The following is a 25,075-nucleotide window of genomic DNA, read 5'->3' on the forward strand; positions in this document are numbered from 1 at the left end:
TCCGGCGACCCTGATGCGTCTCCAGGCGATCGACCACACCGACCTCGCAGCAGCGTGGCGGATCGCGGAGCCGTGGCTCGCGCGGGCCTGCGCGCGGCCCGAGGGCGTGCCGCGCTTCGAGGCGGCGGGGGCGGAATGCCCGCTCCGCTTCGAGGTGACCGAGGGCGGCGTCTTCGTCTCGACCCTGGGCAATTCCGGCCCGCTCTGCACCTTCACGGCGGCCGATTGCGCCACCACGCCGAACGGCCTCTGGGGGCCGGCCGCGGCCGGCCTGATCCCGCGCTCGGCGGAGTTCGACACCGCCCGCGGCGTCGCCGACAAGGCGGTGCGCGACAATTACAAGCTGATGACCCAGCGCGCCCGCCGCGAGGATGTCCGCCCGATCGTCACCGAGCAGGCTGCCTTCTCCGCCGACCGCGAGCAGGTCTGCCGCACCTATGCCCGCGAGGGCGCCCACGGCTTCTGCCACCTGCGCTTCAGCGAGAACCGGGCGCTCGCCCTGGCGACGCGCCTCGGCGTGAACACCGCCGCCGCGGCGCCGACCGCGACGGCGGCCACCCCCCGTCCCCGCCGCAAGCCGGCCGTGGAGGGCATGAACCCGGACGGGCCGGGCGCGCCGCTCGGCGAGTAGCGGGTGTCGAGAGGGGTCACCCCTCTCGCGGGTCCGGGGCGGAGCCCTGGGGCTTCAAGCCAGGGCTCCGCCCCGGCACCCCGCCAAACGGACTTGAGTCCCCTTGGGATCCCCGGACGTGATCAGCCTTCCGGGTAGTGCCGGGCCAGCACCTCGCGCACGCGGGCGACCATCTCGCTCTCGGGGCAGGAGAACTGGGCCGGGCGTGCCGCCTTCCACTCGGCATTGCTGGCGATGTTCCCGGCGGCGCGGGCCCCCTCGATCAGGTCCTTCACCTGGACCTCGCTCGCGACGCGCTCGTTCGAGCCCTGGATGATCGCCACCGGCGCCCGGCGGCGATCGGCGTATTTCATCTGCGCCTTCATGCCGGCGCCGCCGAGATAGAGCTCGGCCCGGATGTTCTCGGCGCGCAGGGCCGTCACCAGGCGCTGGTAGTCGGCGATGTTCTCACGGTCGAGCACGAGCACCACGACGGGGCCGGGCTTGCGCGCGCCGCCCAGCAGCGGGCTGCCGACGAGCTGGAGCGCCGAGAACAGGCGCGAGACGCCGATCGAGAAGCCGGTCGCCGGCACCGGCTCGGAGCGGAAGCGCCCGACGAGGCCGTCGTAGCGCCCGCCGCCCGCCACCGAGCCGAAGCGCACCACCTGGCCGTCCTCGTTGGTGACCGGGAAGGTCAGCTCGGCCTCGTAGACGGGGCCCGTATAGTATTCGAGCCCCCGCACCACGCTGGCATCCGCCCGGATCCGGTCGTGGCCGTAGCCGGCGGCCTCGCAGAGCCGCATGATGGCGTGGAGCTCCGCGATGCCCTCGCGACCGGTCTCGGAGGTGCCGACGACATCCTGCCAGGAGCCGAAGAACTGCTCCCAGAAGGCGAGCCGGTCGGCGCCCGCATCGGCGGAGGGCTGGAAGGCGACATAGGCCAGGATGCGCTGGATCTGCGCGTCGGAGAGGCCCGCGCCCTTGGTGAAGTCGCCGCTCTCGTCCTTGCGGCCCGCCCCGAGCAACTGGCGCACGCCGTCCGCGCCGAGACGGTCGAGCTTGTCGATGGCGCGCAGCACGGTCAGGCGTTGGCCGGCCTTGTCGGCGCCGGCGAGGCCGATCGCCTCCATGACGCCGTCGAGCACCTTCCGGTTGTTGACCTTGATCACGTACTGGCCGGCGAGCCCCAGCTTGTCGAGGGTGTCGGCCATCAGCATGCAGGCCTCGGCATCGGCCGCGACGGAGGCGGCCCCGACGATGTCGGCGTCGAACTGCATGAACTGGCGGAAGCGCCCCGGGCCCGGCTTCTCGTTTCGGAAGACGTAGCCGGCGCGGAAGCTGCGGTAGGGCTTCGGCAGCGTGTCGAAATGCTCGGCCACGAAGCGGGCCAGCGGTGCGGTGAGGTCGTAGCGGAGCGAGAGCCAGGATTCGTCGTCGTCCTGGAACGAGAACACGCCCGCATTCGGCCGGTCGAGGTCGGGCAGGAATTTGCCCAGCGCCTCGGTGTACTCGACGAAGGGCGTTTCCAGCGCCTCGAACCCATACAGCTCGAAGGTCTCGCGGATGCGCTGCAGCATCCGGCCCTGGGCCGCGATCTCGTCCTCGCGGCGGTCGACGAAGCCGCGCGGCAGGCGCGGCTTCAGGGTGTCGGCCTTCTCACCGGCCTTCTTGGCATCGGCCTTGGACATGTCGGGGCTTCGCTTCGTATCTGAGACAGAGTTTCCCGGGCTCTATCGCAGGGCGGCGGGAGGCGGCAACCGCCCGCGGACACGGCTCAGTACGGCGCGGTCAGCTTCAGTACGAGGAGGGCGGCGAGGCTCACCACCGCGATCGGGATCTGGAGCGGGCGCAGCCGCGCGAAGAACAGGGGCGCCTCGCCGCGGCGCGCCGCGATCGGGTCGAGCACCGCGACCGCCACATAGCCTGCGATCAGAAGGTCGAGGGCGACCACGCGGTTGCCGAGGATCACCACGGTGAGGAGGGCGCCGAGCCCAAGGCAGAACAGACCGAACATGGTCGCGATCTGGACGAAACGCGGGCCGCCCGGCGTGCGGAAGCTGACGCCGCGGCGCACGCCGGAGAGGAACAGCAGGATCGCCGCACCGTAGAGGATCGTGGCGAGCAGGATCAGCTCGTCCCACATGCCCCGCTGCCACCACGCGGCCGCGGCGCCGGCCACGAAGGGCAGCATCGGCCCGTAGCCGAGCACCACGCTGAGCCACGGCGTCTCGCGCGGCTCATGGGCGGTCAGGGTTCGTCCGGTAGCGTCCTCGAGCATCGCCGGCATCGTCAGGGATCTCGCACTGTTCGACCGCCCCCACCATAGAGGGACGCAACAGGCAGGCGACCGCCCGGTTCCCCCTCGCGACGTTTCGTGACGGACCTGTTGCGCAGGGGCCTCAGGCCGGGTCCGGGCTGCGACCGAGCGACTGTTGGACGGAGATCGACCGATCTCGTCTTCGTGATCTTCGCCCCTCTCACCCACCCATCTCGGGATGGGGTCGAGCGCGCGAGCGGCAGACGAAGACCTGCACGATCGGTCAGGCAGGCTCTCAGGCCGGTTGGGCAGCGGCCCGGGCCTGCCTGCGCCGCGAGCGGCGGCCGGGCTCGGGCGTCGCGTCGAGCCAGATCACCAGGGCCAGCGCGGCCAGCGCCGGGGCGCCCAGCGCCAGGAAGGCGCCGGACCAGCCGAGCACGGACTGGGCGAGGCCGCCGTACCAGGCGGAGAGAGCCCCGCCGATGCCCTGGACGGCATTGACCGTGCCGAGCGCCGTCTGGGTCCGGCCCGAGCCCCAGGTGAGGTCGGCCACCACCACGGGCACGGCCACGCCGACGATGCCCGACGCCACCCCGTCCAGGATCTCGGCCGAGATCAGCCAGAGCGGATCGTCGATATAGGCCGAGAGCAGGGCGCGCAGCGGCAGCACCGCGAAGGCCACGAGGAGGAGCTTGCGCCGACCGCTCCGGTCGGCGAGCGAGCCCGCGAACAGGGCCACCGGCACCATCACCAGCTGAGCCACCATCACGTAGCGCGCGGTCCAGGTGGTGGCGTCGGCGGCGGTGGCCACGAGCTTCTGGCCGAGCAGCGAGAGCATGCCGCCATTGCCGAGGTTGAACAGGGTCAGCGCCACGGCGAGCACGAGGAGCTTGCGGTTGCCGATCACGCTCTTCCAGCCGGCGCGCTCCGGCTGCTCGTCGCCCTCTTCCTTCCAGCCCACCGCACGGCGCGCGTTGTAGCAGTGGCCGGGCGTGGTCACCGTGGCCACGATCGCCAGCACCGCCATGGCGCCGAGCACCCAGAAGGCCACGGCTGCGCCGAGCCAGCCGGTGCCGAGGCTGATCAGGCCCGCCGCCAGCAGGATGCCGAGATGGTTGAAGGCTTGGTTGCGGCCCTGCTGCTTGGGGAAGCGGTCCTTGCCGACGATGCCGAGCGTCAGCGCCGTCACCGCGGGCAGGAGCAGGGTGCCGCCGGCGGCCGCGATCATCTGCGCGGCGAAGACGCCGCCGAAGCTGCGCACCGGCAGCAGCGCGAGCGTGCCGCAGAGGATCGCGCCGCAGGCCAGCGCGATCAGCAGGCGCGGGCGCCCGAGCCGGTCGACGAGGGCGCCGAAGGGGCCGCTGAGCAGGAGCGCGCCGACGCCGACGAGGGTGGTGACGAGGCCGACGCGCGCCGGGCTCCATGAGGCGGCGCCGGCGAGCCAGGTACCGAGGAATGGGCCCAACCCGCCCTGAATGTCACCGGTGAAGACGTTGATGAGAGCGAGATGGGTTGTGGCGAGCATGCGGTCCTGAGGTCGGATCCCCTGCGGGCCCGGCCTACGGCCAAGCCCCCCTGTCCGGCTGAAACGCCGTGGGCCGCCTCAGGGTTGGCCGCGAACTGCATAAAAAATCCCCAGCCTGCCGTGGCAGGCCGGGGCGAACCGGCGAAGCGTGATCCCGGTCGCGGGTCAGGACGCGAGCGGGCCGGCGCCCTGCGCGCCCTGCGCCTCGAAGGCCTTCTGGCGGTAGAGGCCGACGAAGTCGATCGGGTCGATGTAGAGCGGCGGGAAGCCGCCGTTGCGCACCGCCTCGGCCACGATCTGACGGGCGAAGGGAAAGAGCAGGCGCGGGCACTCGATCATCACCGCCGGATGGAGCTGGTCCTGCGGGATGTTCAGCATCCGGAAGATGCCGGCGTATTTCAGGTCGAAGGCGAACAGCACCTCGTTGTTGATCTTGGCGTCGCCCTCGAGGGTCAGCTCCACCTCGAAGTCGGTCGCCGCGAGCTGCTGGGCGTTGACGTTGACCTGGATGTTGATCTGCGGGCCCTGACCCTCCTGCGGCTGCAGGGAGCGCGGCGCGTTCGGGTTCTCGAAGGAGAGGTCCTTGGCATATTGCGCGAGCGCGTTGATGGTGGGCGCCTCGCCCTGCGGCGCGCCGCCGTTGCCGTTCGGTGCCGGAGAGTCGGCCATGGCGGTATCCTCCTCGAAGAAAGCGTTCGCGCCCGGTCCGTCCGGATCGGGCAGGGGCGTGGGGCGCTGCCTCAGCGCAAGGGCTCAGATGCCCGGACCCGGAGAGGCCCGTTCGGGGCAGGCCGCTAACATGCCCGCCCGGTGTGGACAAGCGATCCGCTGGGTCTGCACCGCGACCGCACCGCGACGACGCGGCGCGGGGGGGCGCCGGGACGGATCCCCATCTCCGGCGCGTCTTGTCTGGAACAGGCCATGAAGATGTCCCATATGGCCTGGAAGGTCGGGTCCGTGCCCGGCCCCATCCGGCTCGATCCATGCGCACGGGTCGGATAAGTGCACCTCACAAAGCTCCCGGAACGCCGTGACCTTCGGCGGTGATGGAGAAGCGGGAGCTTTGTGAGAGACACTCAGAGCAGTCCGTGCGATGACTGCGCGATGACTGCCCGGACCTGTCCGGAGCGGCGCCGTGCGGAGACGGATCCCGTCCGCCCCGCGCGGGCGCTGCTCGGGAGTCTTCGCGGAATGCTCTGGCCGGCCGGCTTCCGGCAGCCGCCATCGGATCGGTGATGCAGGATACCTTCGACCTTACGACCATCATCTTCCTGGCGCTCGCGGTCTTCGTGATCTGGCGCCTGCGCTCCGTGCTCGGCCAGAAGACGGGGGCCGAGCGCTCGCCCTTCAAGCCGGTCGAGCGCAGCCGCACCGAGCCCACGGCCAATCGCGGCGAGGGCGACAACGTGGTGCGCCTGCCCGGTGCCGACCGGGTGATGCAGGCCGAGCGCATGCAGGCCGCGGCGAACGCGCCGGCCCGCGACTGGCGCGGCATCGCCGAGCCCGGCTCCGAGGTGGCCCGCGGGCTGGAGGCCGCGGTGCAGGCCGAGCCCGGCTTCGATCCGCGCGCCTTCCTCGAGGGGGCCAAGGGGGCCTACGAGACGATCATGATCGCCTTCGCCAAGGGCGACCGGAAGACCCTGCGCGCGCTCCTTTCGAAGGAGGTCGGCGAGGCCTTCGAGCGGGCGATCTCCGAGCGCGAGCGCAACAAGCAGACGCTCGAGACCACCTTCGTCTCGATCGACAAGGCCGAGATCGTGGCGGTGGAGGTGCGCAACCGCGTCGCCCAGATCACCGTGCGCTTCATCTCGAACCTGATCACCGCCACCCGCGACGCCAGCGGCGCCGTGATCGACGGCAGCGCCGAGACGGTGGTCGAGGTGCCAGACATCTGGACCTTTGCCCGGACCCTCGGCTCGCGCGACCCGAACTGGCAGCTCGTCGCCACCGAGGCGGGTGCCTGATCCCCTCCGTGGCCCTGCCGTGCCGAGACTGAGCCCACGCGGCGGCCGCCTCGCCGCGGTCATCCTCCTCGCGCTATGCCTGCCGGGCCCGGCCGCCGACGCGGCCGGGCCGCTTCGCGTCGGCGAGGCGCGCCTGGAGCCGGTCCTGGTCTCGGCCCTGGCCGGCTTTCCCGGTGCGGATCCGGGCGCGGCCCTCGACGCCTTCCGCCGGGTCTGCACCGCTCCGCCCCCCGCCGCTCCGGCGCCTCCGACGGTGACGGGATCGGCGGCCGACCTTGCGGCGGCCTGCTCTGAGGCCGCCGCGCTCGCGCCCGCCGAGGCGGGCCGCTTCTTCGCCGAGCGCTTCGACGCCTATCGGATCGTGCGCCCGCCGGAGGCCCCGGGCGGTCCCGAGCGCCGCACCGGCTTTCTCACCGGCTATTTCGAGCCGGAGCTCACGGGCTCCCTGGAGCCGGGCCCCGGCTATGAGGCGGCCGTCCTCGCCCGGCCGGACGACCTCGTCAGCCTCAATACCGGCGAGACCCGGCCCGGGCTCGACCCCGCCCTGCGCGCCGCGCGCGCGGTGGATGACCGGCTGGAGCCCTATCCCGACCGGGCGGCGATCGAGGATGGGGCGCTGGGAGCCCGTGCTAAGCCCTTGCTCTGGCTGCGGGACGGGGTCGATCTCCTGGTGCTGCAGGTGCAGGGCTCGGGGCGGGTGCGCCTGCCGGACGGGCGCTCGGTGCGGGTGCTCTACGACGGCCGCAACGGCCGGCCCTACACCTCGGTCGCCAAGCTCATCGTGCAGGAGGGGCACCTGCCTCTCGAAGGGCTGACGCTGGCCCGCTGGACCGCGTGGCTGCGCGCCAACCCGGAGACGGCGCGCCGGCTGATCCGTGCCAACGCCTCCTACATCTTCTTCCGCCTCAGCCCCGTCGAGGATCCGGCCCTCGGGCCGGTCGGCGCGGCCGGCGCACCGCTCAAGCCCGGTGGCAGCATCGCGGTCGACGCCCATCTCTGGCGCTACGGGCTGCCCTTCTGGCTGGAGGGGCGGCTACCGGGCGGGGCGGCGGACGAGGCCGGCCGGCTCGTCGTCGCAGCCGATACCGGCTCGGCCATCGTCGGCCCGGCGCGGGGGGACCTCTATGTCGGCACCGGCGCCGCGGCCGGCGCGGCGGCGGGCGACCTGCGCGACGCGGTCGGCTTCGTGGTGCTTCTGCCGAAGCCCGCCGCCGATCCGCGCGGACGCTGAGGGCGGCGATGCGGCGGCCCCGGCGCCCACGGACGCTCAGCGGCGAGGAGGCTCGCCTCTGGGCCGAGATCGCCAAGCTCATCACGCCGTTGCGCGGGCGGGCCCGGCCGCCCGCGCCGGCCGCGGATCCGTCGCAGGCAACCGCGACCCTCGCGCCGGGCCTGACCGCAACGGCCGCGGCGAAACCCGGAACGACGCTCGGTTCCAAGGCGGGACAGGCGAAACCGGGACAGGCGCCGGCCAAGCCGGCCCGCGCGCCGAAGAAGGCTGCCCCGCCGCCCATACGGGCCGCGACCGCCGCGCCCTATCAGGCTCCGCCCCAGACGCCCCGCCCGGCGACGGGCATCGACCGTCCCGAGCGGCTGGCCCTGCGCCGCGGCACCCTGCCGATCGAGGCGCGGATCGACCTGCACGGGATGTACCAGACGGAGGCGCACGCCGCGCTCACTGGCTTCATCCTGCGGGCGCGCGCGGCCGGCCATGCGCACGTCCTGGTGGTCACCGGCAAGGGCGGTCCCGATTTTCACGAGGCCTTCGCGGAGCGTGGCGTCCTGCGCCGCAGCGTCCCGCACTGGCTGCGCGGGCCTGAGCTGCGCGGCATCGTCCTCGGTTTCGAGGAGGCGGCCCGGCACCATGGCGGCTCCGGCGCGCTCTATGTGCGCCTGCGCCGCCGCTGAAATCCCACGGGCTCACCAGCGCATCGTGCGGTAGCGGCAGGTGCGGCCGTTGTCCTGGAAGCCCGCCGGGCAGCGGCGGACGCAGGCCCCGGCGGCATATTTGAGCGGCGGCCGGCAGGCGTTCCGGAACTGGCGGCCGTACTGGTAGGCCTGGGCCGGGCTCTCCGCCGCGGCGGGGAGGGGCGTGGCGCAGGACAGTCCCGCGACCGCCAGAAAGAGGGCGGCGCGGGCGAAGGGAGCGATCATCGGGAGGCTCGGGGCAAGCGGGATCGTCGCTCAACGCCGCACCGGTCCGCCGGGTTCGCCAGGCTCGTGACAGTCGGGACGCTCGGGAGGGACTTGAGCCGGCGCGGAAAACACGCTAAGCCCTCACGGCCCTCCTAGACAATAAAAGCCGCACCGCATCCGCGAGCCTGAAGGGCTCGATCCCCACGATGCCATGGGTTCCGCCGCACGGCGCGCGTGAGCCCGAATGCCCGGCGCCTCCGCCAGGAGCCCGGCGCGGATCTTCCCCACCGAACCATCCTTCGCATTCTCAAGCCTCACGTCGGTTCAACACACCCATGACCGTACAATCCGACGCCCTCCTGCCGGCCGAGCTGCCCGCAGACTCCACCAGCGCCGTGGCCGAGCTCGACGGCATGCGCGAGGTCAAGCTCCAGGACCTCAAGTCCAAGACGCCGACCGAGCTCATCACCTTCGCCGAGGAGGTCGAGGTCGAGAACGCCTCGACCATGCGCAAGCAGGAGCTGATGTTCGCCATCCTGAAGCAGCTCGCTGCCAAGGAGGTCGAGATCATCGGCTCCGGCACCGTCGAGGTGCTGCAGGACGGCTTCGGCTTCCTGCGCTCCTCCGACTCGAACTACCTGCCGGGTCCCGACGACATCTACATCTCGCCGACCCAGATCCGCCGCTTCGGCCTGCGCACCGGCGACACCGTCGAGGGACCGATCCGCGGCCCCAAGGACGGCGAGCGCTACTTCGCGCTGCTCAAGGTCAACACGATCAATTTCGAGAACCCCGAGAAGATCAAGCACAAGGTTCACTTCGACAACCTGACGCCGCTCTTCCCCACGAAGCGGTTCAAGCTGGAGCTGGAGAACCCGACCAAGAAGGACTTCTCGCCCCGGATCATCGACATCGTCGCGCCGATCGGCAAGGGCCAGCGCGCGCTGATCGTGGCGCCGCCGCGCACGGGTAAGACCGTGCTGATGCAGAACATCGCCCAGTCGATCACCCTCAACCATCCCGAATGCTACCTCATCGTGCTGCTCATCGACGAGCGCCCGGAGGAGGTCACCGACATGCAGCGCTCGGTGAAGGGCGAGGTCATCGCCTCGACCTTCGACGAGCCGGCCACCCGCCACGTGCAGGTCGCCGAGATGGTGATCGAGAAGGCCAAGCGCCTCGTCGAGCACGGCCGCGACGTCGTCATCCTGCTGGATTCGATCACCCGCCTCGGCCGCGCCTACAACACCGTGGTGCCGTCCTCCGGCAAGGTGCTCACCGGCGGCGTCGACGCCAACGCCCTGCAGCGCCCGAAGCGCTTCTTCGGCGCGGCCCGCAACATCGAGGAGGGCGGCTCGCTCTCGATCATCGCCACCGCGCTGATCGATACCGGCTCGCGCATGGACGAGGTGATCTTCGAAGAGTTCAAGGGCACCGGCAACTCCGAGATCATCCTAGACCGCAAGGTCTCGGACAAGCGCATCTTCCCGGCGATCGACATCACCCGCTCCGGCACCCGCAAGGAGGAGCTGCTGGTGCCGCCGGACGCGCTCAAGAAGACCTATGTGCTGCGCCGCATCCTCAACCCGATGGGCGTCACCGACGCGATCGAGTTCCTGCTCGACAAGCTGCGCCAGACCAAGAGCAACGGCGACTTCTTCGACTCGATGAACACCTGAGCGGCGCATCCATCGCCGATGGTTTCAGGCGGCGCCGGACCGAGGTCCGGCGCCGCTTTCGTTTCCGGGACCAGCACGTGCCGACGCTCAGGCCGGCCCGTCGAGCGGCTTGAGCCGGCTGGCGGGGGCCGCGGCGGGGCGGATCCGCCTCCCCCGCCCGAGCCGGCGCGCGAGGTCGGCAAGATCCGGCGCCGCGCCGCCGGAGGGCGCATAGACGGCGCGGTCGAGGGCGGCGAGCCGGGCGGCCATCTCCGGATCGGCCCGCCAGATCGCGGCCAGCTCCGGCTCGGCCTGCATCGCGCCGCTCACCTCCGCTCGGAAGGCGGCGGGATCGCCCGCCTCGGCCGCCCGCTTCAGGGCACGGCGGCGGGAAGCGGGCAGGCGCAGCCGTGTGCCGCCCGGCCCGAAACCCAGGAGGACGAGACCGAGACCGAAGGCGGCGAGCCCGGCCGCGGCGGCGACGAGCGGCGAGGCGCCCTGCGGCGGCGCGAGGCCGCCATCCCGGTCGACGAGGCCGCCGCCGATCTGGCGCGCGGGGATCTCGGTCTCGCGCATGGTGCGCGAGACCGTATCGAACCAGGGGATGCTGATCGCCTCCAGCGGGATCACCTCGGGCACGCCGGGGCGCACATCCCACTGATAGGTGGCCCGCGCCACCGGGCCCGACGGCGTGATGATGGTCTCGCGGGTGACGGGGCCGGCGAAGGTGAGGATGCCGCGCGTCCGCATCACCGGGCGCGGCGGCAGGCCCTCGGCCACCATGCCCTGCGCCTCCACGGTCACGATGCGCCGCGTGGTCTCTCCGAGCTTCACCGTCTCGGGATCGGGACTCCAGGAATCCGTGACGGTGACGTCGCGGGCGGGCAGCCACCAGGGCTCCTTGGCATCCGGGCCGCCCGATCCTTGCGTCCAGCGTGCCACCGGGAACGAGATCGGCTCCGAGCGCACGTCGACGACCCGGCGCGTGCCGGCATCGTTGACGGTGAGGCGGTGGATGAAGGGCTCGAGGGTGAAGTCGCCCGCGTGATGCGGGAAGATCGCGATGGTGCGGTCGAAGGCGAGCCCCACCTGCCCGTCCGGAAGCCGCGCCTTGCTCCAGCCGTCGCGCCCGAGCTGGGTCCAGCTGAAATTGGCGAGCGTCGGCTGGACGACCTCCTCCAGGAGGATCTGCTGGCGGTAGAGCCCGTGGATGCGCAGCAGCACCATCTCGCGGGCGAAGGGGGCCGCGTTGCCGTTGCGCTCGGCCGTCACCGTGAGGGTGAGATCGCCGGGCTCGATCTCGGCCCGGGCGGGCGCCGCCGCGAGCAGGGGCGCCAGAAGCGCCAGAGGCGCGAGGCGCCGCGATCCCGAAAGACTCACCACGGGTTGCTCCCGGCGGGCATGTTGGTGCCGGCCTCGATCCGGCGGGCCTGCTCGGCCTTGAGGCGGAGCTTGAGGTAGCGGCCGGGATCGTCCGGCAGGGTCTGCAGCCAGAGCCGGTCGGGCCGGATCTCGTGGGCCTCGAAGCTCTTGGTGACGCGGCGCACCTCCTTCTCGGGGGCGGCGGCCACCATGGCCGAGCCGCCGCCGGTGCGGCCGCGGCCGGCGGCGTCGCTGGCCGAGCCGCGGGCCTCGCCGCGGCCGGAATCGATCGATTGCTGCTCGGCCTTGCCGCGGCGGGCGACCTTGCTGTTGCCGGGCAGCGAGGCGCTGGCGGAGGCCTCCTTGTTGCCGGCCAGGCCCTCGCCGCTGGAGGAGGCGTTGATGTCGTCGTTCTTGTCCTGGTTCGCGGTGTTGTTGTAGCGCGCGCCGTACTGGGCCGTGCCGTTGGCGATGCCGCCGCCCTTGCCGCGGTCGATCTCCTCCGCGAGCATCCGGGCGATGAGGGAGCGGTTGGCCTGGGCGTCGGCGTCGCGCGGGTTGAACCGCAGGGCCTCGTCGTAGGCCGCGATCGCGCCTGGGAGGTCGCCGGCCCGGGCCAGCGCGTTGCCGAGATTGTAGCTGTTGCGCCTTCCGCCGGCGCGGAAGATCGCGGCGGCGGCCGCATAGTCGCCCGCCACGTAGAGAGCGGGCCCGCGCCAGGCCGGATCCGCGATGACCTCCGCCGCGAGGCCCGGCAGGCCGATCCCCATCAGGAGCCGCCCGAACCCGGTGCGCGGCTCGGACAGGGCGCCGAGCCCGAGCAGGCCGATGCCGGCGAGCACGAGGCCGCCGGTGCGGGCGTAGAGGCGCCAGCGGCGGGGCAGGGCGAGGGCAGCCGGGAGCCGCAGCGGGGGATTCAGCATCAGGCCGTCCTCCGGAACAGGAGGAGCGCGGGCAGGGCGGCGAGGAGGAGGAGCCAGCGCCCGTAATCGGCGAAGGCGAGCACGGTGTAGCCGCCCGCGGCGAGGTGCTGGGCCGTGCTCGCGCCGACCGCGTCGAGGACAGGGCCGGGATTGGCGAGATCGGCCGCGACGCCGCCGCCCGCCCGCACGAGGCCGTCGAGGGCCGCCCGGTCCGGCTTCGGCACGCCGGGGGGCAGGGCATTCGAGGCCGGCACGAACAGGCCCTGGATCCGCCAGCCGCGCTCGCGGATGGCTCGGGCCTCGCGGAGCGCCGCCTCGCCGAGGCCGTCGCCGTCGGTGATCAGGACCACGTCGGCGGAGACCACATCGGCCTCCGCCAGGGTGCGGCGGGCGAGGGCGAGGCCGCGCTCGGGATGGCTGCCGCGGTCGGGCACTGTGTCGGCGTCGAGGGCGAACAGGGTGGTGCCGAGGCTGTCGCGGTCGGTGGTCGGCGAGACGGCGAGATAGGCGTCGCCCGCGTAGACGACGAGGGCGACGGACCGGGTGCCCGCCGCCTCGGCCACGCTCTGCGCGGTCTGGCGCAGGTCCTTCAGGCTGCCGCCCTCGGCGACCGAGCGCGAGAGGTCGAGCACGATCACCGTGGCGTCGAGGTTGCGGAAGGTGGTGGCCTCCTGGCGCTCCAGCGCCGGTCCGGTCAGCGCCAGGGCGATCAGCCCGGCAGCCAGCGCCGCCGCGAGATTGGCCTGGCGGCGGCCGCCGAGTACGGCGCCGCGGCGCTCCATCAGGCGCATCAGGGCCGGGTCGACCGCCCGGCGCCAGTCGCCGAGGGGCGCGGCGCGCCAGGCGGCGCGGAGCGCCAGCAGCGCCACCAGAGGCAGGAGCGCGAGCCACCAGGGCCGCAGCAGGGTGATCGCGGCGAGGGTCATGACGGGCTCACCGCTGCCGTCGGGTGGCGAGGAGGAGCCCGGCGCAGGCCAGTGCCAGGGCGGCCGGCCAGGGCCAGAGGTCGCGGCGCAGGGGCAGCGGCGGCGCCTTGGCCCGGCCACCCTCGAGCGCGTCGATGGCGTCCGCCACCGCGATCAGGTCCTCCGTGGTCTTCACGCGGAAGGCCTTGCCGCCGCTCATCTCGGCCATGTCGCGCAGGGTCTCGGTATCGACCACGTCCTGCTCGCCGTCGGCATTGGCGAGGTCGCGGGGGCCGAGCGCGATGGTGTAGATCCTGACCCCGATCTCGCGGGCCAGCGCCGCCACGTCCCGCGGCGTGGTCTGGCCGGCATTGTTGGCCCCGTCCGAGAGCAGGATCACCACCTTGGCGCCGGCGGGCGCAGGCTGGCCGGCCTCGGTCCCGGCATCGCGCGGGTCGAGGCGGCGCAGGGCCAGGCCGAGCCCGTCGCCGATGCCGGTGGAGCGTCCGACCAGGCCGATCGTCGCCTCCTCCAGGGCGCGGGCGACGCTGGCCGTATCGAAGGTCAGGCTCGCCGCGACGAAGGATTGGTCGGCGAAGATGACGAGCCCGATCCGGTCGCCCGCGCGCCGCCGGATGAAGTCGGCGCCCACGCGCTTGACGGCCTGGAGCCGGCTCACCGTCTCGCCGTCGAGGGCGAAGTCGCGGCGTTCCATCGAGCCCGACAGGTCCATCGCCAGCATGATCTCGCGGCCCGAGGCCGGCAGCGCGATGCCGGGCAGCACGAGGCGGGGCCCCGCGAGCGCGACGACCAGGGCACTCCACAGCGCCCAGGTGAGCAGGACCCGGCGCCGGCCCCGTGCGGCGATGCCGGCGCCGCTTGCCGCCTCCGGTACCAGGGAGGCCGGAACGCGCAGGGCGCCGCTCGATCCGGCCGCCTCGGTGGGCAGCAGGCGGGCGGCGAGGAGCGGCAGCGGCAGGAGCAGCAGGGCGAGCGGGGTCGCGAGGTCGAAGGCCGAGAGGAGGGCGCTGAGAGAGGCCGGCAGCATGGTCAGGCCCGCATCCGGCCGATCAGGCGGCCGAGCTCGGCGTCGATCCGGTCGGGATCGGGCGTCTCGCGGCGGCGATAGAGCCCGTCCACGAGGACGCGCCCGCCGCCCGCGGTGAAGAAGGTCGTGGCGAGGAGCCGGTCGAGCGTCCCGGCCCAGTCGGCTCCCTCCAGACCCGCCGCCGCCTCGCCCAGGCGCGTGCGCACGAGCCGGCGCAGGAGCCGGGCCTGGGCCACGAGCCTGGGCTCCGGGTCGAGCCCGCGCGTCGCGGCCAGTTCCGCGAGAGCAGCCCGGCGCAGGGTGTCCCGGGCGCGGGCTCGCAGGACGCGCAGCAGCCCGACGAGGAGCGCGGCGGCGAGGCCGAGGGCGGCCGCAGCCACGATCTCTCCCTGCAGCGCGCCCGCCGCGTTGCCGGGCAGGTGCAGGCCGCGGAGCTGGTCGAGGGAGAGGGCGGTATCGGGATTCATGGGGCGCCGATCTGCCTCCCCCCTCTGCGGGGGAGGGTGGCTCGCGAAGCGGGCCGGGAGAGGGGAGCCCGGCTTCCAACGGAGGCGCAGCGTCGATGCTGAGCCTTATCCTGCGCCGTCGCGCCCCTCTCCCGCCTCGCATCCGCGAGGCACCCTCCCCCGCAGAGGGGGGAGGGTGGATGACCCTCACAGAACCGCATCGAGCCGCTCCATCTGGGGCGCGTAGGATTCCGGACCGGCCTCGACGTCGAGGCGGATCCCGGCGATGCCGCGGTGGGCGTAGTCGGCGAGGCGCTCCTCGGCGGAGGCGGCCGGCGGGCGGCCCCGGCCGGCATCGAGGGTGCCGCGGCGCCCGTCCGGCAGGGCGAAGGGGTAGAGGCCCGCGGGCCGCGCGCGCTCGAAGGCGTCGCTGACCAGGATCAGGCGGATCGAGAGCTTCTCGGCGGCGAGCGTCAGCAAGTGATCGAAGTCGGGCCCCGGTGCGTCGAGGGCGCTCGCGATCACGAGATGGCCGCCGGAGGGCAGCAGGCTCGCGGCGATGGTGAGGAGCGGCTCCAGGGGCGGGTCTGCGGCCTCGGGCGCGTCGAGGGCCCGGGCATGGGCGAGGGCGAGGGCCCCGGTGATCGCGGTCATGGCCCGCTCGCCGCCGGCCGGGCGGAGCGCGGTCGGCTCGCCGGCATGGCCGACGACGAGGCCGACGCGGCCCCCGTCCCCGACCACGCGCCAGCCGAGCAGCGCCAGCGCCTCGGCGGCGGCCACCGAGCGCAGCGTCCGGCGCGTGCCGAACAGCATCGAGGGCCGGAAATCGGCGAGCAGCACCACGGCGCGGTCGCGCTCGTCATGATGGGTGCGCACGTGCAGCTCGCCGGTGCGCGCGGTGGCGTTGCGGTCGATGTGGCGCATGTCGTCGCCCTCCGACCAGAGCCGTACGTCGTCGGGCTCGGAGCCGCGCCCGCGCCGCCGCGTCACGATCCCGCCGGGCAGGCCCGCCAGGGTGCGCGTCGCCGGCGCGGAGCCGCGCCGGGCGAGATGGCGCAGGCCCATCAGCGCCTCGCCGGACAGGAGCCCCGGCTCGGTCGGATCCGTCTGTGGCGCCGCCGGGCTCGCCACGGCTAGAGCGCCCGCACCCGCTGCACGAGGTCGCGGATGAGGCCGCGCGCCGTCCGGCCCTCGGCCGCCGCCCGCCAGGTCAGGCCGATGCGGTGGGAGAGGGCGTCGGCGGCCAGTTCCGCCACGTCCTCGGGAACGACGTGGTCGCGCCCGTGCAGGTAGGCCCGAGCCTTTCCGGCCACCATCAGGGCCAGCGTGCCGCGCGGCGAGGCCGGGTGCTCGATCGCGGCGCGCAGGTCGGGGGCGACCGCGTCGGTGCGGGTGCCCGCCACCAGGCGCACGAGATAGTCCTTCAGGGCGGGCGAGACGTAGGTGGCGAGCGCGGCCTCGCGGGCGGCGCGCACCTCGTCGAGCCGGAGCTTCACCGGCATCGCCTCGGCATGGTGGTTCAGCTCGCCCTCGACGAGGTCGAGGATGCGCCGCTCCGAGGCTTCGTCCGGCATCTCCACCACGACATGGAGCAGGAAGCGGTCGAGCTGCGCCTCCGGCAGCGGGAAGGTGCCGGCATGCTCGATCGGGTTCTGGGTCGCCACCACCATGAAGGGGTCGGGGAGGGGGTGGGTGTGGCCCGCCACCGTGATCTGACCCTCGGCCATGGATTCGAGCAGCGCCGACTGCACCTTGGGCGGCGCGCGGTTCACCTCGTCCACCAGGATGAGGGAGTGGAAGAGCGGGCCGGGCATGAACTCGAAGGTGCCGGCATCCTGGCGCCAGACCGTGGTGCCGGTGAGGTCGGCGGGCATCAGGTCGGGCGTGCACTGCACGCGGGCGAAGGAGCCGTCGAGCCCGTCGGCGAGGCGCTTGACCGCGCGGGTCTTGGCGAGGCCGGGCGCGCCCTCGATCAGCAGGTGGCCGCCGGTGAGCAGCCCGATCAGCAGGCGCTCCACGAGGCGGTCGGCCCCGATCAATCCGTGGGAAAGCCCGTCGCGGAGCGCCAGGATCCGGTCTCGGAGATCGTCATCGGCGGCGACGGCGGGACGGGGCGCGAGCGTGGCACTGCTCATGCGCGCACGACTCCGGCCGCCGCGAGCGGGTCCTTCATCATCCTGACCGTCTCCTCGATGCGCCGCGTGAGGCGCCGGACTCTTGAGGGGTCCATAAGAGCCCGGTGTGCCCGCTGCCCGGTCCGGGCGTCAATCCCGCCTTCCGTCCAAGGGGCCCACCCGGACACTTGGCCTCAGGAAATCCGGCCCGGAAAATCCGATCCCAGGGACTTGGTCTCGGGCGGCGTTTCGTCCAGAGCGTCACGGTTCCGTCATGGCGCATCGCCTAGGAGCCTGCGATGATCGCCTTCACGCCGCTGCCGGAAACCCTCAACTCGGCCATCAGCCTCATCGTGGCCTTCGGCCTGGGCACCCTGATCGGGGCGGAGCGGCAGTACCGGCAGCGCAATGCGGGGCTGCGCACCACCGTCCTGGTGGCGGTCGGCGCGGCGGCCTTCGTCGACCTCGGCATGCGGCTCACCGGAGGCGACGGCGCGACCCGCACCGTCGCCTACGTGATCTCCGGCATCGGCTTCCTCGGCGCCGGCGTGATCATGAAGGAGGGCATGAACGTGCGCGGCCTCAACACGGCCGCCACGCTCTGGTGCTCGGCCTCCGTCGGCGCCTTCGCGGGGGCGGACCTGCCGCTGGAAGCCGGCTTCGTCACGGCGGCCGTGCTCGCCTGCAACACGCTGCTGCGCCCCCTCGTCAACGCCATCAACCGCGCGCCCATCCGCGAGGACCAGACCGAGGCGACCTACGAGGTGCAGATCACCACCGCGCCCGAGGCCGCCGGCCCGGCGCGCGACCTCCTGGTCGAGCGGTTGGAGGCCGCGAACTATCCCGTGAGCACGGTCGAGGTGGTGGAGCGCGGCGAGGAGGCCGTGGACGTGGTCGCGACCCTCATCGCCGACGCGGCCGAGGGCAAGGAGCTCGACGCGGTGACGGACGAGCTCGCCCGGGCGCCGAACGTCCGTCACGCCACCTGGTCGGTCAGCGCGGCGGACTGATGCGGGAGCGCTCCGGAGGTGCGCCGGCGCACCTCGAATGCGGCCGGACTCTTTCCTGGTGCGGGTTCGGGGCCGAGTTCGGGGGCTGAGCGGGGCCGGGTTCGGCTCCGGGGAGATCACCCATGAGCGCATCGCAGAAGAGCGCGCTGATCGTCGGGGCCTCGCGCGGTCTCGGCCTCGGCCTCGTCGAGACCTTCCTGGCGCGGGGCTGGCGCGTCACCGCGACCCAGCGCACGCCCTCGCCGCAACTCGCGGCGCTCGCCTCGGACGCGTTGCGGATCGAGACCGTCGATATCGACGACGACGCGGCCGTCGCGGACCTTCACGCGCGGCTCGGCCCGCAGGCCTATGATCTGATCTTCGTGGTGGCCGGCGTGGCGACCCAGGCGCACGATCCCGCCCACGTGGTGCCGCGGGCGGTCGCCGCGCAGGTCTACCTCACCAACGCGATCAGCCCGATCCGCTTCGCGGAGGCGTTCCGGGACCGTGTGGCGCCCGGCGGCAGCCTCGCCCTGATGAGTTCAATCCTCGGCAGCGTGGCTCTCAACGAGTCGGGCGGCTGGGAGATCTACCGGGCCAGCAAGGCGGCGCTGAACACCCTCGCGCGCAGCTTCGCGATCCGCCACAGCGATACGGGGATCAGCGTGCTGCTGGTGCATCCGGGCTGGGTCCGCACGGACATGGGCGGGGCGGAGGCCGATATCGACGTGGCGACGAGCGTGGCCGGGATGGCCGACGTGGTCGAAGCCCGGCTCGGCCGGCCGGGCAGCCAGTATGTCGACTACCGGGGCGAGACGCTCGCCTGGTGATTCGCCTCAGCGGCGCGGGTCGAGGGGACGGCCGCGCCGCTCCACCACGACGGGCGCGCGGGTGCGGCGCTCGACGATCACCGTGCGCGGCGCCCGGCTCGGGCCGGCATGGCTCATGATCCGCTCGGGCGTGCGCTCGGGCTTCTTGTGGACTGCGGCGAGGACGTGGGGACGGACCTCGTCGGCCGACAGGCCGATCAGGCCGCAGGCAATCTCCACCTGCTGCTCGATGTCGTCGGCCAGGTCCTGGGCCGCGGCAACGGCCTCGGACACGGTCGGCGGCTCCCGGCGCACCCGGATGGGCGGCAGATCGGCGAAGCTCTTCGGGGTCTTCTTCACGGCACGGCTCGCACTGGTCATGGCCCGAACATAGTACGGTTCGGCGGGATTGTGCAGTGCATCAAACGACGGCCCCTCGGATCCGCCTGCGTCTCGTGGAGCTCCGGGCGCGTCGCACCCACCTCAGATCCACTTTGCGCGATGCAGCGCGGCATAGCGAGGTCATTCACGATGCAATTGCCTCTGCCATCGGCAGATCGAAGAGGCCTTCCGCGTCATAATGCCGCGGGATGATGGCGCGACCCGCGATGTCCGGTCAACCGGGAGAGAGCAGGATCGGTTCGCACGCCCCGTCATCGAACCGCCGCTGTTGCGTCGGACGGAACCCGCCATGTCCTTCGAACAGGCCCCGGCCACCGCCCTCGACCCACGCCTCACGCCGGCGCGGCCGGATCTCGCCGATGTGGCCCTGCGCGGCCGCGTCGCGGCGGCCCGCTTCGTCGAGCCGCGGCCGATGCGGGTCGCCGTTCCCGTGGCGCCCCTGCGCCGGGCGCCCACCCCGGATAGCGGCCTCGATACCGAGGCGGTGATGGGCGACGCCGTGCGCGTCTACGCGGTGGAGGACGGGTTCGCCTGGGTCCAGATCGAGCGCGACGGCTATGTCGGCTACCTGCCCGCGGAGAGCCTGGGGCCGCCCGAGCCGGCGCCGACCCACCGGGTCGGCGCGCTCCGCACCTTCCTCTATCCCGCGCCCGACCTGAAGCGTCCGGCGCTGGCCCATCTGAGCCTCGGCGCCGGGCTCGCCGTGACGGGCGTGGAGGGCGATTATTTCGCCGTGCCGGGCGGCTACGTCTTCGCCGGGCATTGCCGGTCGATCGCGGCGAGGGAGCCGGATTTCGCCGGCACCGCCGAGCGGCTCGTCGGCACGCCCTATCTCTGGGGCGGCCGCACCACCCTGGGCCTCGACTGCTCGGGTCTCATCCAGCTCTGCCTGGAGCAGGCGGGGCTGACCTGCCCGCGCGACGCCGACCAGCAGGAGCGGGGGCTCGGCGCGGCGCTGGCCCTCGATCCGGCCGGCCTCCGCCGCGGCGACCTGGTGTTCTGGCGCGGCCATGTGGGGATGATGCTCGACCGCGAGACCCTCATCCACGCCAATGGCCACCACATGGCGGTCGCCGTCGAGCCCCTCGCCGGGGCGGCCGCACGCATCCTTGAGAAGAGCTACGGGCCGGTGACCGGATATCGCCGGCCGCCCGCGCTTATCCCCTCAGCCGCTGCTTGATCCTGAGGATCAGCCCGTCGCGCACGTCGCGGTAGCCGTCGAGGCGCTGCTCGCGCGAGGCCTCCTGCAGGAGCGTGGGGTCGGGCGTCGGCCAGTACTCGACATCGGCGGCGAGCGAGCGGGTCAGCTCCAGAGCGGCGTGGTGCGCCTCCGGCGCCAGGGTGATGATCAGGTCGAAGTTCAGCCCCTCCCACTCCTCCAGCTGCTCCAGGGTGCGGGGGCGGTGCTTGGCGGCATTGATGCCGATCTCGTCGAGGGCGGCGACCATGAAGGGATCGACCGGCTCGCCCTCGCGGACTCCGGCCGACTGCACGTAGATCGACTTGCCGAAATAGTGGCGCGCGATCGCCTCCGCGGCCGGCGAGCGCACGGCGTTGAAGTTGCACATGAACAGGACCGACTGAACCCGCTTCTTCTTCGGTGCGGTCCCGGGGGCGATCTCGTCCATCGGCGCTCAGCCCCGAATCACCCTCCTCAGCCCTTCCAGTGCAGAGCGAAGATCAGGGTGAAGAGGCGCCGCGCGGTGTCGTGGTCGAGGTCGACCTTGCCCTCGAGGCGCTGCTTCAGGGTCTCCGACGCCTCGTTGTGCAACCCACGACGGCCCATGTCGATCGCCTCGATCTGGGTCGGCGAGGCCGTGCGGATGGCGTTGTAGTAGCTCTCGCAGATCATCTCGTAGTCGCGGATCACCCGGCGGAAGGGGGTCAGCGACAGCAGATGGGTCATCACCGGCTCGCCGTTCTCCGCGCTGATCGCGAAGGAGAGCTTGTTCTCGACGAGGCCGAGGCTGAGCCGGTAGGGGCCGTCGTCGCGGCCGGGGAGGGCGAAGTGGTTCTCCTCCAGGATGTCGAAGATCGCGATGGCGCGCTCGTGTTCCTGGTCCGGGTTGCCGCGGCCGATCGAATCCTCGTCGAGCTTCACCGCCACGAGGCGGTTCGGACCGCGCTCCTTGTTCCCCTCCGTCATCGTATGGCCAGCCTCACAGGTTCAGGCGGATCGCGACGGAGCGGGCATGGCCGTCCAGGCCCTCCGACCGGCCGAGGGTTATCGCTGCCGGGCCGAGCGCCCGCAAGCTCTCGGGCGTGCAGGAGAGGACCGTTGTCCGCTTCATGAAGTCGAGCACGCCGAGGCCCGAGGAGAACCGGGCCGAGCGGGCGGTCGGCAGGACGTGGTTCGGGCCGCCGACATAGTCGCCGATCGCCTCGGGCGTGTGCGCGCCGAGGAAGATCGCGCCCGCATTGCGGACCTGGCTGGCGAGCGCCTCCGCATCCGCCGTCTCGATCTCCAGGTGCTCAGGGGCGAGGCGGTCGACGAGCGGGATGGCCTCGTCGAAGCCGCGCACGCGGATGATGGCGCCGTAGTCGCGCCAGCTCGCCTGCGCGATCTCGCGGCGGGGCAGGGTGGTCAGCGCCCGCTCCACCGCCGCCTCGACGGCCCGGCCGAGCTCCGCGCTGTCGGTGATCAGGATGGCCTGGGCGGCGACGTCGTGCTCGGCCTGGGCCAGCAGGTCGGCGGCGATCCAGTCCGGATTGGCGTGGCCGTCGGCCAGGATCAGCACCTCGGAGGGGCCGGCGATCATGTCGATGCCGACCTGTCCGAAGACCCGGCGCTTGGCCGCCGCCACCCAGGCATTGCCGGGCCCGACGATCTTGGCCACCGGCGCGATGGTCGCGGTGCCGTAGGCGAGCGCCGCCACCGCCTGCGCCCCGCCGACCCGGTAGACCTCGTGCACGCCGGAGAGATGCGCGGCGGCCAGCACCAGCGGGTTCATCCGTCCCTCGGGAGCGGGGGCCACCATCACGATCCGAGGCACGCCCGCGACGCGGGCCGGCACGGCGTTCATCAGCACCGAGGAGGGATAGCTCGCGGTGCCGCCGGGCACGTAGAGCCCGACCGATTCGAGGGCGGTCCAGCGCCAGCCGGCGGTGACGCCGAGGGCGTCGGTGGCGCGGTGGTCCGCCGGCACCTGGGCGCGGTGGAAGCTCTCGATGCGCGCGGCGGCGAGTTCCAGGGCCTCGATCTGGTCGGCCGGGCAGGCCGCGACCGCGGCGGCGATCTCGGCCTCCGTGACGCGGAGCGAGGCCTCGGCGAAGTCCTCGCCGAGCCGGTCGAAGCGGCGGGTATAGTCGACCAGAGCCGCGTCGCCGCCGGCGACCACGCCGGCGATGATGCCGCGCACCGCCTCGTCCACGTCCTCGGCGATCTCGCGCTTGACGGTGAGGAGGCGCGCGAAATCCTGCGCGAAGGTCGGGTCGGAACTGTCGAGGCGGACCATCGGGACCTGTGCTCGTCCTGTCGGGTGTCGTGAGGGCGCCGTGCGGCGAGGTCAGGCGGCCGGGCCGGGCAGCGCGTCGTGGGCGGGGCGCCCCTCCGCTTCCCAGACCGGCCCGAGATCCTTCATCTGCACCTCGATGCATTCCACGTCGAGCCGGATCGCGGCGCCGCCGGAGAAGACGAGGGTGACGGCGCCCGACGGCGGCTCGGCCGGATCGAAGGTGACGGCGAGCAGGCTGAGCACCGCCTCCGGATCCTGGCCCGGGGCGATGCCGCGGGTGCGCACGCCGAGCACGCGCTCGAAATGCAGGCCGGCGAGCCGCCGCCGGGCCGGGCCGCCCTCCGGCGCCGCCCAGTCGAAGCGCCGCAGCACCAGGGCGAAGCGGTGCTCGGCCGCGAGATAGGTCAGGTCGGCCGCCCGCAGGACCGCGTCCTGCAGGTGCGCCGAGATCACGGTGAGATCCTCGGCATCGAGGGCTGTGAGCTTCAGAAGCTCCATGCGGATCCCTTGCATCCCGGCTGCCGCCCTGCCGCGCCGCGAGAACGCCCGGGCACGCAGGACTAAGGTGAATTTCACGTGAAACCTCGGCGGGTAGGTAGCGGCGCAGGCCGCCCCCGGCAACAGCAGGCGCGCGGCGGTCCGGCCGTGCGAGCCGGCCCGCGAGCCTGCAGACCGAGGTCATGTTCCGTTCAGGCGCTCCCCGATACGGTCGGCCCCGTATCATGCAGCCGCCCGGCAGCGCCGGCCCGCTGTTTCGAGGAGATTTTCGTGACGCGTATCACGCTCGCGGCGCTCGCCGCCCTGACCCTGGGCACCACCCTCGGGGCGGCGACGGCCAACGCGCAGTACTACGACGATCGTCCGCGGCGCTACGAGCGCTACGACGACGATTACCGCTACGAGCGCCGCCGCCGGGACTTCGACGAGGACCGCTACGAGCGCCGCGGCTACGGCCGCCGCGGCAGCATCTGCGTGACCGCCCGCGGCAATTGCGTGACGCGGCCGGCCCCGTTCAACACCCCCTGCGGCTGCGAGGTCCCGGGCTTCGGCTTCAAGCGCGGCGCGATCGGCGGCTGATCGCGACCCCGATCACGCCCGCACGCGTTCGATCCGGGCGCCGCAGCGGCCGAGCTTGGCCTCCAGCGCCTCGAAGCCGCGGTCGAGGTGGTAGACCCGGTTGATCTGGGTTTCGCCCTCCGCGGCGAGGCCCGCGATCACCAGCGAGACCGAGGCGCGCAGATCGGTCGCCATCACCGGCGCGCCCTTCAGGCGCTCGACGCCCTCGACGATGGCCGCGTCGCCGTCGAGCCGGATCCGCGCGCCGAGGCGGGCGAGTTCCTGCACGTGCATGAAGCGGTTCTCGAAGATGGTCTCGCGGATGCGCGAGCTGCCCTTGGCGAGCGTCATCAGCGCCATGAACTGCGCCTGCAGGTCCGTGGGGAAGCCGGGGAAGGGGTCGGTGGTGACGTCGACCGCGGCGATGCCGGCGCCGTTGCGGCGCACCCGGATCCCGTCCGGCACCTGGGTGATCTCGGCCCCCGTGGTCGAGAGCACGTCGAGGGCTGCGTGGAGGAGGTCGGCCCGGGTGTTCTCCAGAACCACGTCGCCGCCGGTCATCGCCACGGCCATGGCGTAGGTGCCCGTCTCGATCCGGTCGGGCAGGACCTCGTGGCGGGCCCCGTGCAGGCGGGCCACGCCCTCGATCTCGATGCGCGGCGTGCCGGCGCCCTTGATGCGCGCGCCCATCTTGATCAGGCACTCGGCGAGATCGACCACCTCCGGCTCGCGGGCGGCATTCTCGATCACCGTGGTGCCGTAGGCCAAAGCCGCGGCCATGAGGGCCACGTGCGTGCCGCCGACCGTGACCTTCGGGAAGCTGATCTCGCCGCCGCGCAGGCCGTTCTTGGTCTTCGCGACCACGTAGCCGCCATCGATCTCGATCTGCGCGCCGAGCTTCTCCATCGCCATGATCAGGAGATCGACGGGGCGGGTGCCGATGGCGCAGCCGCCGGGCAGCGACACCTTGGCCTCGCCGAACCGGGCGAGCAGAGGCGCCACCACCCAGAAGCTCGCCCGCATGGTCGAGACGAGTTCGTACGGCGCGGTGGTGTCGATGACGTTCGAGGCGGTCAGCCGGATGGTCTGGCCGGTCTCCGTGGTCTGACCGGGCCGCTTGCCCACCACCATCTGGTCGACGCCGTGGTTGCCGAGGATGCGCGTCAGGGCCGTGATGTCGGCGAGCCGCGGCACGTTGACGAGTTCCAGCGTCTCGCCGGTCAGGAGACTCGCGATCATCAGCGGCAGCGCCGCGTTCTTGGCGCCCGAGATCGGGATGGTGCCGTGCAGCTCGGCGCCCCCGGTGATGTGGATGCGGTCCATACTGGTTCCTTCGGGCGCGAAGCCCCGATGCGGCGCCGATATCCTGCCGCCGATGTCCTGCCGCGCGTCAGCCGGACCTGCGGCAGATCAAGG

At 72.8% G+C, this 25,075-nt stretch carries 26 protein-coding genes and 1 pseudogene; 9 read left to right on the forward strand and 18 right to left on the reverse strand.

Annotated features, from left to right (window positions below; genetic code table 11):
* Positions 1-631 (forward strand): annotated as a pseudogene (locus MET9862_RS18740) (hypothetical protein); the annotation flags it as partial.
* A gap of 122 nt (positions 632-753) precedes the next feature.
* On the opposite strand, the gene hisS reads toward MET9862_RS18740, so the two are convergent.
* The 4 genes from hisS to secB all read right to left on the reverse strand — a co-directional run bounded on the left by hisS (position 754) and on the right by secB (position 5,061).
* Positions 754-2,298, reverse strand: coding sequence for a histidine--tRNA ligase (gene hisS, locus MET9862_RS18745; RefSeq protein WP_142584413.1), 1,545 nt, complete (start codon positions 2,296-2,298; stop codon positions 754-756).
* A gap of 86 nt (positions 2,299-2,384) precedes the next feature.
* Positions 2,385-2,888 (reverse strand): DUF3429 domain-containing protein, encoded by a 504-nt coding sequence (locus tag MET9862_RS18750; RefSeq protein WP_142584414.1) that lies wholly within the window; start codon positions 2,886-2,888, stop codon positions 2,385-2,387.
* Between the two features lie 274 nt (positions 2,889-3,162).
* The gene (locus tag MET9862_RS18755) at positions 3,163-4,392 is read right to left on the reverse strand and encodes an MFS transporter (RefSeq protein ID WP_142584415.1); all 1,230 of its coding nucleotides are present in this window, start codon (positions 4,390-4,392) and stop codon (positions 3,163-3,165) included.
* A gap of 165 nt (positions 4,393-4,557) precedes the next feature.
* Entirely contained in the window at positions 4,558-5,061 is a 504-nt protein-coding gene (gene secB / locus MET9862_RS18760; protein ID WP_142584416.1) for a protein-export chaperone SecB, read from the reverse strand.
* 566 nt (positions 5,062-5,627) lie between these two features.
* Between secB and MET9862_RS18765 the strand changes: the two genes are divergently transcribed.
* The 3 genes from MET9862_RS18765 to MET9862_RS18775 are packed head-to-tail and all read left to right on the forward strand — an operon-like array spanning position 5,628 to position 8,264.
* Complete coding sequence (locus tag MET9862_RS18765) at positions 5,628-6,356, forward strand: Tim44/TimA family putative adaptor protein (RefSeq protein WP_142584417.1); 729 nt, start codon at positions 5,628-5,630, stop codon at positions 6,354-6,356.
* Positions 6,357-6,375: 19 nt separating this feature from the next.
* Positions 6,376-7,587 (forward strand): murein transglycosylase A, encoded by a 1,212-nt coding sequence (gene mltA, locus MET9862_RS18770; protein ID WP_438616632.1) that lies wholly within the window; start codon positions 6,376-6,378, stop codon positions 7,585-7,587.
* Between the two features lie 8 nt (positions 7,588-7,595).
* Positions 7,596-8,264, forward strand: a complete 669-nt coding sequence (locus tag MET9862_RS18775; protein ID WP_142584418.1) for a Smr/MutS family protein — start codon at positions 7,596-7,598, stop codon at positions 8,262-8,264.
* A 12-nt stretch (positions 8,265-8,276) separates the two neighbouring features.
* Here the strand turns inward: MET9862_RS18775 and MET9862_RS18780 are convergent, their stop codons facing one another.
* Positions 8,277-8,510 (reverse strand): hypothetical protein, encoded by a 234-nt coding sequence (locus MET9862_RS18780; RefSeq protein WP_142584419.1) that lies wholly within the window; start codon positions 8,508-8,510, stop codon positions 8,277-8,279.
* Positions 8,511-8,827: 317 nt separating this feature from the next.
* Between MET9862_RS18780 and rho the strand changes: the two genes are divergently transcribed.
* Positions 8,828-10,171 carry a transcription termination factor Rho gene (gene rho / locus MET9862_RS18785; RefSeq protein WP_142584420.1) on the forward strand — a complete coding sequence of 448 codons (1,344 nt, stop codon included), beginning with the start codon at positions 8,828-8,830 and terminating at the stop codon, positions 10,169-10,171.
* Between the two features lie 87 nt (positions 10,172-10,258).
* Here the strand turns inward: rho and MET9862_RS18790 are convergent, their stop codons facing one another.
* The 7 genes from MET9862_RS18790 to MET9862_RS18820 all read right to left on the reverse strand — a co-directional run bounded on the left by MET9862_RS18790 (position 10,259) and on the right by MET9862_RS18820 (position 16,969).
* On the reverse strand, positions 10,259-11,530 hold the full coding sequence (locus tag MET9862_RS18790) for a hypothetical protein (RefSeq protein ID WP_244612790.1): 1,272 nt from the start codon (positions 11,528-11,530) through the stop codon (positions 10,259-10,261).
* Positions 11,527-12,435, reverse strand: coding sequence for a tetratricopeptide repeat protein (locus tag MET9862_RS18795; RefSeq protein ID WP_142584422.1), 909 nt, complete (start codon positions 12,433-12,435; stop codon positions 11,527-11,529). Before MET9862_RS18795 ends, MET9862_RS18790 begins: the two co-directional genes overlap by 4 nt.
* Positions 12,435-13,361 carry a vWA domain-containing protein gene (locus tag MET9862_RS18800; protein ID WP_142584423.1) on the reverse strand — a complete coding sequence of 309 codons (927 nt, stop codon included), beginning with the start codon at positions 13,359-13,361 and terminating at the stop codon, positions 12,435-12,437. Before MET9862_RS18800 ends, MET9862_RS18795 begins: the two co-directional genes overlap by 1 nt.
* A gap of 7 nt (positions 13,362-13,368) precedes the next feature.
* Positions 13,369-14,388 (reverse strand): VWA domain-containing protein, encoded by a 1,020-nt coding sequence (locus tag MET9862_RS18805; RefSeq protein ID WP_438616633.1) that lies wholly within the window; start codon positions 14,386-14,388, stop codon positions 13,369-13,371.
* Between the two features lie 2 nt (positions 14,389-14,390).
* A complete protein-coding gene (locus MET9862_RS18810) occupies positions 14,391-14,855 on the reverse strand; it encodes a DUF4381 family protein (RefSeq protein ID WP_142584424.1) in 465 nt (154 codons plus the stop codon).
* 186 nt (positions 14,856-15,041) lie between these two features.
* Complete coding sequence (locus tag MET9862_RS18815; RefSeq protein WP_185156928.1) at positions 15,042-15,965, reverse strand: DUF58 domain-containing protein; 924 nt, start codon at positions 15,963-15,965, stop codon at positions 15,042-15,044.
* A 2-nt stretch (positions 15,966-15,967) separates the two neighbouring features.
* A complete protein-coding gene (locus MET9862_RS18820) occupies positions 15,968-16,969 on the reverse strand; it encodes an AAA family ATPase (protein WP_142584425.1) in 1,002 nt (333 codons plus the stop codon).
* 278 nt (positions 16,970-17,247) lie between these two features.
* Between MET9862_RS18820 and MET9862_RS18825 the strand changes: the two genes are divergently transcribed.
* Positions 17,248-17,958 carry an MgtC/SapB family protein gene (locus MET9862_RS18825; protein WP_142584426.1) on the forward strand — a complete coding sequence of 237 codons (711 nt, stop codon included), beginning with the start codon at positions 17,248-17,250 and terminating at the stop codon, positions 17,956-17,958.
* A gap of 122 nt (positions 17,959-18,080) precedes the next feature.
* A complete protein-coding gene (locus tag MET9862_RS18830; RefSeq protein WP_142584427.1) occupies positions 18,081-18,767 on the forward strand; it encodes an SDR family oxidoreductase in 687 nt (228 codons plus the stop codon).
* A gap of 6 nt (positions 18,768-18,773) precedes the next feature.
* Here the strand turns inward: MET9862_RS18830 and MET9862_RS18835 are convergent, their stop codons facing one another.
* Entirely contained in the window at positions 18,774-19,106 is a 333-nt protein-coding gene (locus MET9862_RS18835) for a hypothetical protein (protein WP_244612791.1), read from the reverse strand.
* 331 nt (positions 19,107-19,437) lie between these two features.
* On the opposite strand from MET9862_RS18835, the gene MET9862_RS18840 reads away from it, so the two are divergent.
* Entirely contained in the window at positions 19,438-20,328 is an 891-nt protein-coding gene (locus tag MET9862_RS18840; protein WP_142584429.1) for a C40 family peptidase, read from the forward strand.
* On the opposite strand, the gene MET9862_RS18845 is transcribed toward MET9862_RS18840, so the two are convergent.
* The 4 genes from MET9862_RS18845 to MET9862_RS18860 are packed head-to-tail and all read right to left on the reverse strand — an operon-like array spanning position 20,306 to position 23,101.
* A complete protein-coding gene (locus MET9862_RS18845; RefSeq protein WP_142584430.1) occupies positions 20,306-20,776 on the reverse strand; it encodes an arsenate-mycothiol transferase ArsC in 471 nt (156 codons plus the stop codon). The genes MET9862_RS18840 and MET9862_RS18845 overlap by 23 nt on opposite strands.
* Before the next feature lie 26 nt (positions 20,777-20,802).
* Entirely contained in the window at positions 20,803-21,294 is a 492-nt protein-coding gene (locus tag MET9862_RS18850) for a UPF0262 family protein (protein WP_142584431.1), read from the reverse strand.
* A gap of 13 nt (positions 21,295-21,307) precedes the next feature.
* Positions 21,308-22,603, reverse strand: coding sequence for a histidinol dehydrogenase (hisD, locus tag MET9862_RS18855; protein ID WP_142584432.1), 1,296 nt, complete (start codon positions 22,601-22,603; stop codon positions 21,308-21,310).
* 51 nt (positions 22,604-22,654) lie between these two features.
* On the reverse strand, positions 22,655-23,101 hold the full coding sequence (locus MET9862_RS18860; RefSeq protein WP_142584433.1) for a DUF2948 family protein: 447 nt from the start codon (positions 23,099-23,101) through the stop codon (positions 22,655-22,657).
* Positions 23,102-23,371: 270 nt separating this feature from the next.
* Here MET9862_RS18860 and MET9862_RS18865 point away from each other — a divergent pair, with 270 nt between their 5' ends.
* On the forward strand, positions 23,372-23,680 hold the full coding sequence (locus MET9862_RS18865) for a hypothetical protein (protein ID WP_438616634.1): 309 nt from the start codon (positions 23,372-23,374) through the stop codon (positions 23,678-23,680).
* 12 nt (positions 23,681-23,692) lie between these two features.
* On the opposite strand, the gene murA is transcribed toward MET9862_RS18865, so the two are convergent.
* Entirely contained in the window at positions 23,693-24,982 is a 1,290-nt protein-coding gene (gene murA / locus MET9862_RS18870) for a UDP-N-acetylglucosamine 1-carboxyvinyltransferase (RefSeq protein WP_142584434.1), read from the reverse strand.
* Positions 24,983-25,075: the final 93 nt, after the last annotated feature.

The sequence above is a fragment of the Methylobacterium symbioticum genome, assembly GCF_902141845.1.
Taxonomy (GTDB): Bacteria; Pseudomonadota; Alphaproteobacteria; order Rhizobiales; family Beijerinckiaceae; genus Methylobacterium; species Methylobacterium symbioticum.

What these genes read in the sequence shown, in the direction of transcription:
- hisS (WP_142584413.1), bottom strand. Translation starts at nt 2,298, where the DNA reads ATGTCCAAGGCCGATGCCAAGAAGGCCGGTGAGAAGGCCGACACCCTG.
- MET9862_RS18750 (WP_142584414.1), bottom strand. Translation starts at nt 2,888, where the DNA reads ATGCTCGAGGACGCTACCGGACGAACCCTGACCGCCCATGAGCCGCGC.
- MET9862_RS18755 (WP_142584415.1), bottom strand. Translation starts at nt 4,392, where the DNA reads ATGCTCGCCACAACCCATCTCGCTCTCATCAACGTCTTCACCGGTGAC.
- secB (WP_142584416.1), bottom strand. Translation starts at nt 5,061, where the DNA reads ATGGCCGACTCTCCGGCACCGAACGGCAACGGCGGCGCGCCGCAGGGC.
- MET9862_RS18765 (WP_142584417.1), top strand. Translation starts at nt 5,628, where the DNA reads ATGCAGGATACCTTCGACCTTACGACCATCATCTTCCTGGCGCTCGCG.
- MET9862_RS18775 (WP_142584418.1), top strand. Translation starts at nt 7,596, where the DNA reads ATGCGGCGGCCCCGGCGCCCACGGACGCTCAGCGGCGAGGAGGCTCGC.
- MET9862_RS18780 (WP_142584419.1), bottom strand. Translation starts at nt 8,510, where the DNA reads ATGATCGCTCCCTTCGCCCGCGCCGCCCTCTTTCTGGCGGTCGCGGGA.
- rho (WP_142584420.1), top strand. Translation starts at nt 8,828, where the DNA reads ATGACCGTACAATCCGACGCCCTCCTGCCGGCCGAGCTGCCCGCAGAC.
- MET9862_RS18795 (WP_142584422.1), bottom strand. Translation starts at nt 12,435, where the DNA reads ATGCTGAATCCCCCGCTGCGGCTCCCGGCTGCCCTCGCCCTGCCCCGC.
- MET9862_RS18800 (WP_142584423.1), bottom strand. Translation starts at nt 13,361, where the DNA reads ATGACCCTCGCCGCGATCACCCTGCTGCGGCCCTGGTGGCTCGCGCTC.
- MET9862_RS18805 (WP_438616633.1), bottom strand. Translation starts at nt 14,388, where the DNA reads ATGCTGCCGGCCTCTCTCAGCGCCCTCCTCTCGGCCTTCGACCTCGCG.
- MET9862_RS18810 (WP_142584424.1), bottom strand. Translation starts at nt 14,855, where the DNA reads ATGAATCCCGATACCGCCCTCTCCCTCGACCAGCTCCGCGGCCTGCAC.
- MET9862_RS18820 (WP_142584425.1), bottom strand. Translation starts at nt 16,969, where the DNA reads ATGAGCAGTGCCACGCTCGCGCCCCGTCCCGCCGTCGCCGCCGATGAC.
- MET9862_RS18825 (WP_142584426.1), top strand. Translation starts at nt 17,248, where the DNA reads ATGATCGCCTTCACGCCGCTGCCGGAAACCCTCAACTCGGCCATCAGC.
- MET9862_RS18830 (WP_142584427.1), top strand. Translation starts at nt 18,081, where the DNA reads ATGAGCGCATCGCAGAAGAGCGCGCTGATCGTCGGGGCCTCGCGCGGT.
- MET9862_RS18840 (WP_142584429.1), top strand. Translation starts at nt 19,438, where the DNA reads ATGTCCTTCGAACAGGCCCCGGCCACCGCCCTCGACCCACGCCTCACG.
- MET9862_RS18845 (WP_142584430.1), bottom strand. Translation starts at nt 20,776, where the DNA reads ATGGACGAGATCGCCCCCGGGACCGCACCGAAGAAGAAGCGGGTTCAG.
- MET9862_RS18850 (WP_142584431.1), bottom strand. Translation starts at nt 21,294, where the DNA reads ATGACGGAGGGGAACAAGGAGCGCGGTCCGAACCGCCTCGTGGCGGTG.
- hisD (WP_142584432.1), bottom strand. Translation starts at nt 22,603, where the DNA reads ATGGTCCGCCTCGACAGTTCCGACCCGACCTTCGCGCAGGATTTCGCG.
- MET9862_RS18860 (WP_142584433.1), bottom strand. Translation starts at nt 23,101, where the DNA reads ATGGAGCTTCTGAAGCTCACAGCCCTCGATGCCGAGGATCTCACCGTG.
- murA (WP_142584434.1), bottom strand. Translation starts at nt 24,982, where the DNA reads ATGGACCGCATCCACATCACCGGGGGCGCCGAGCTGCACGGCACCATC.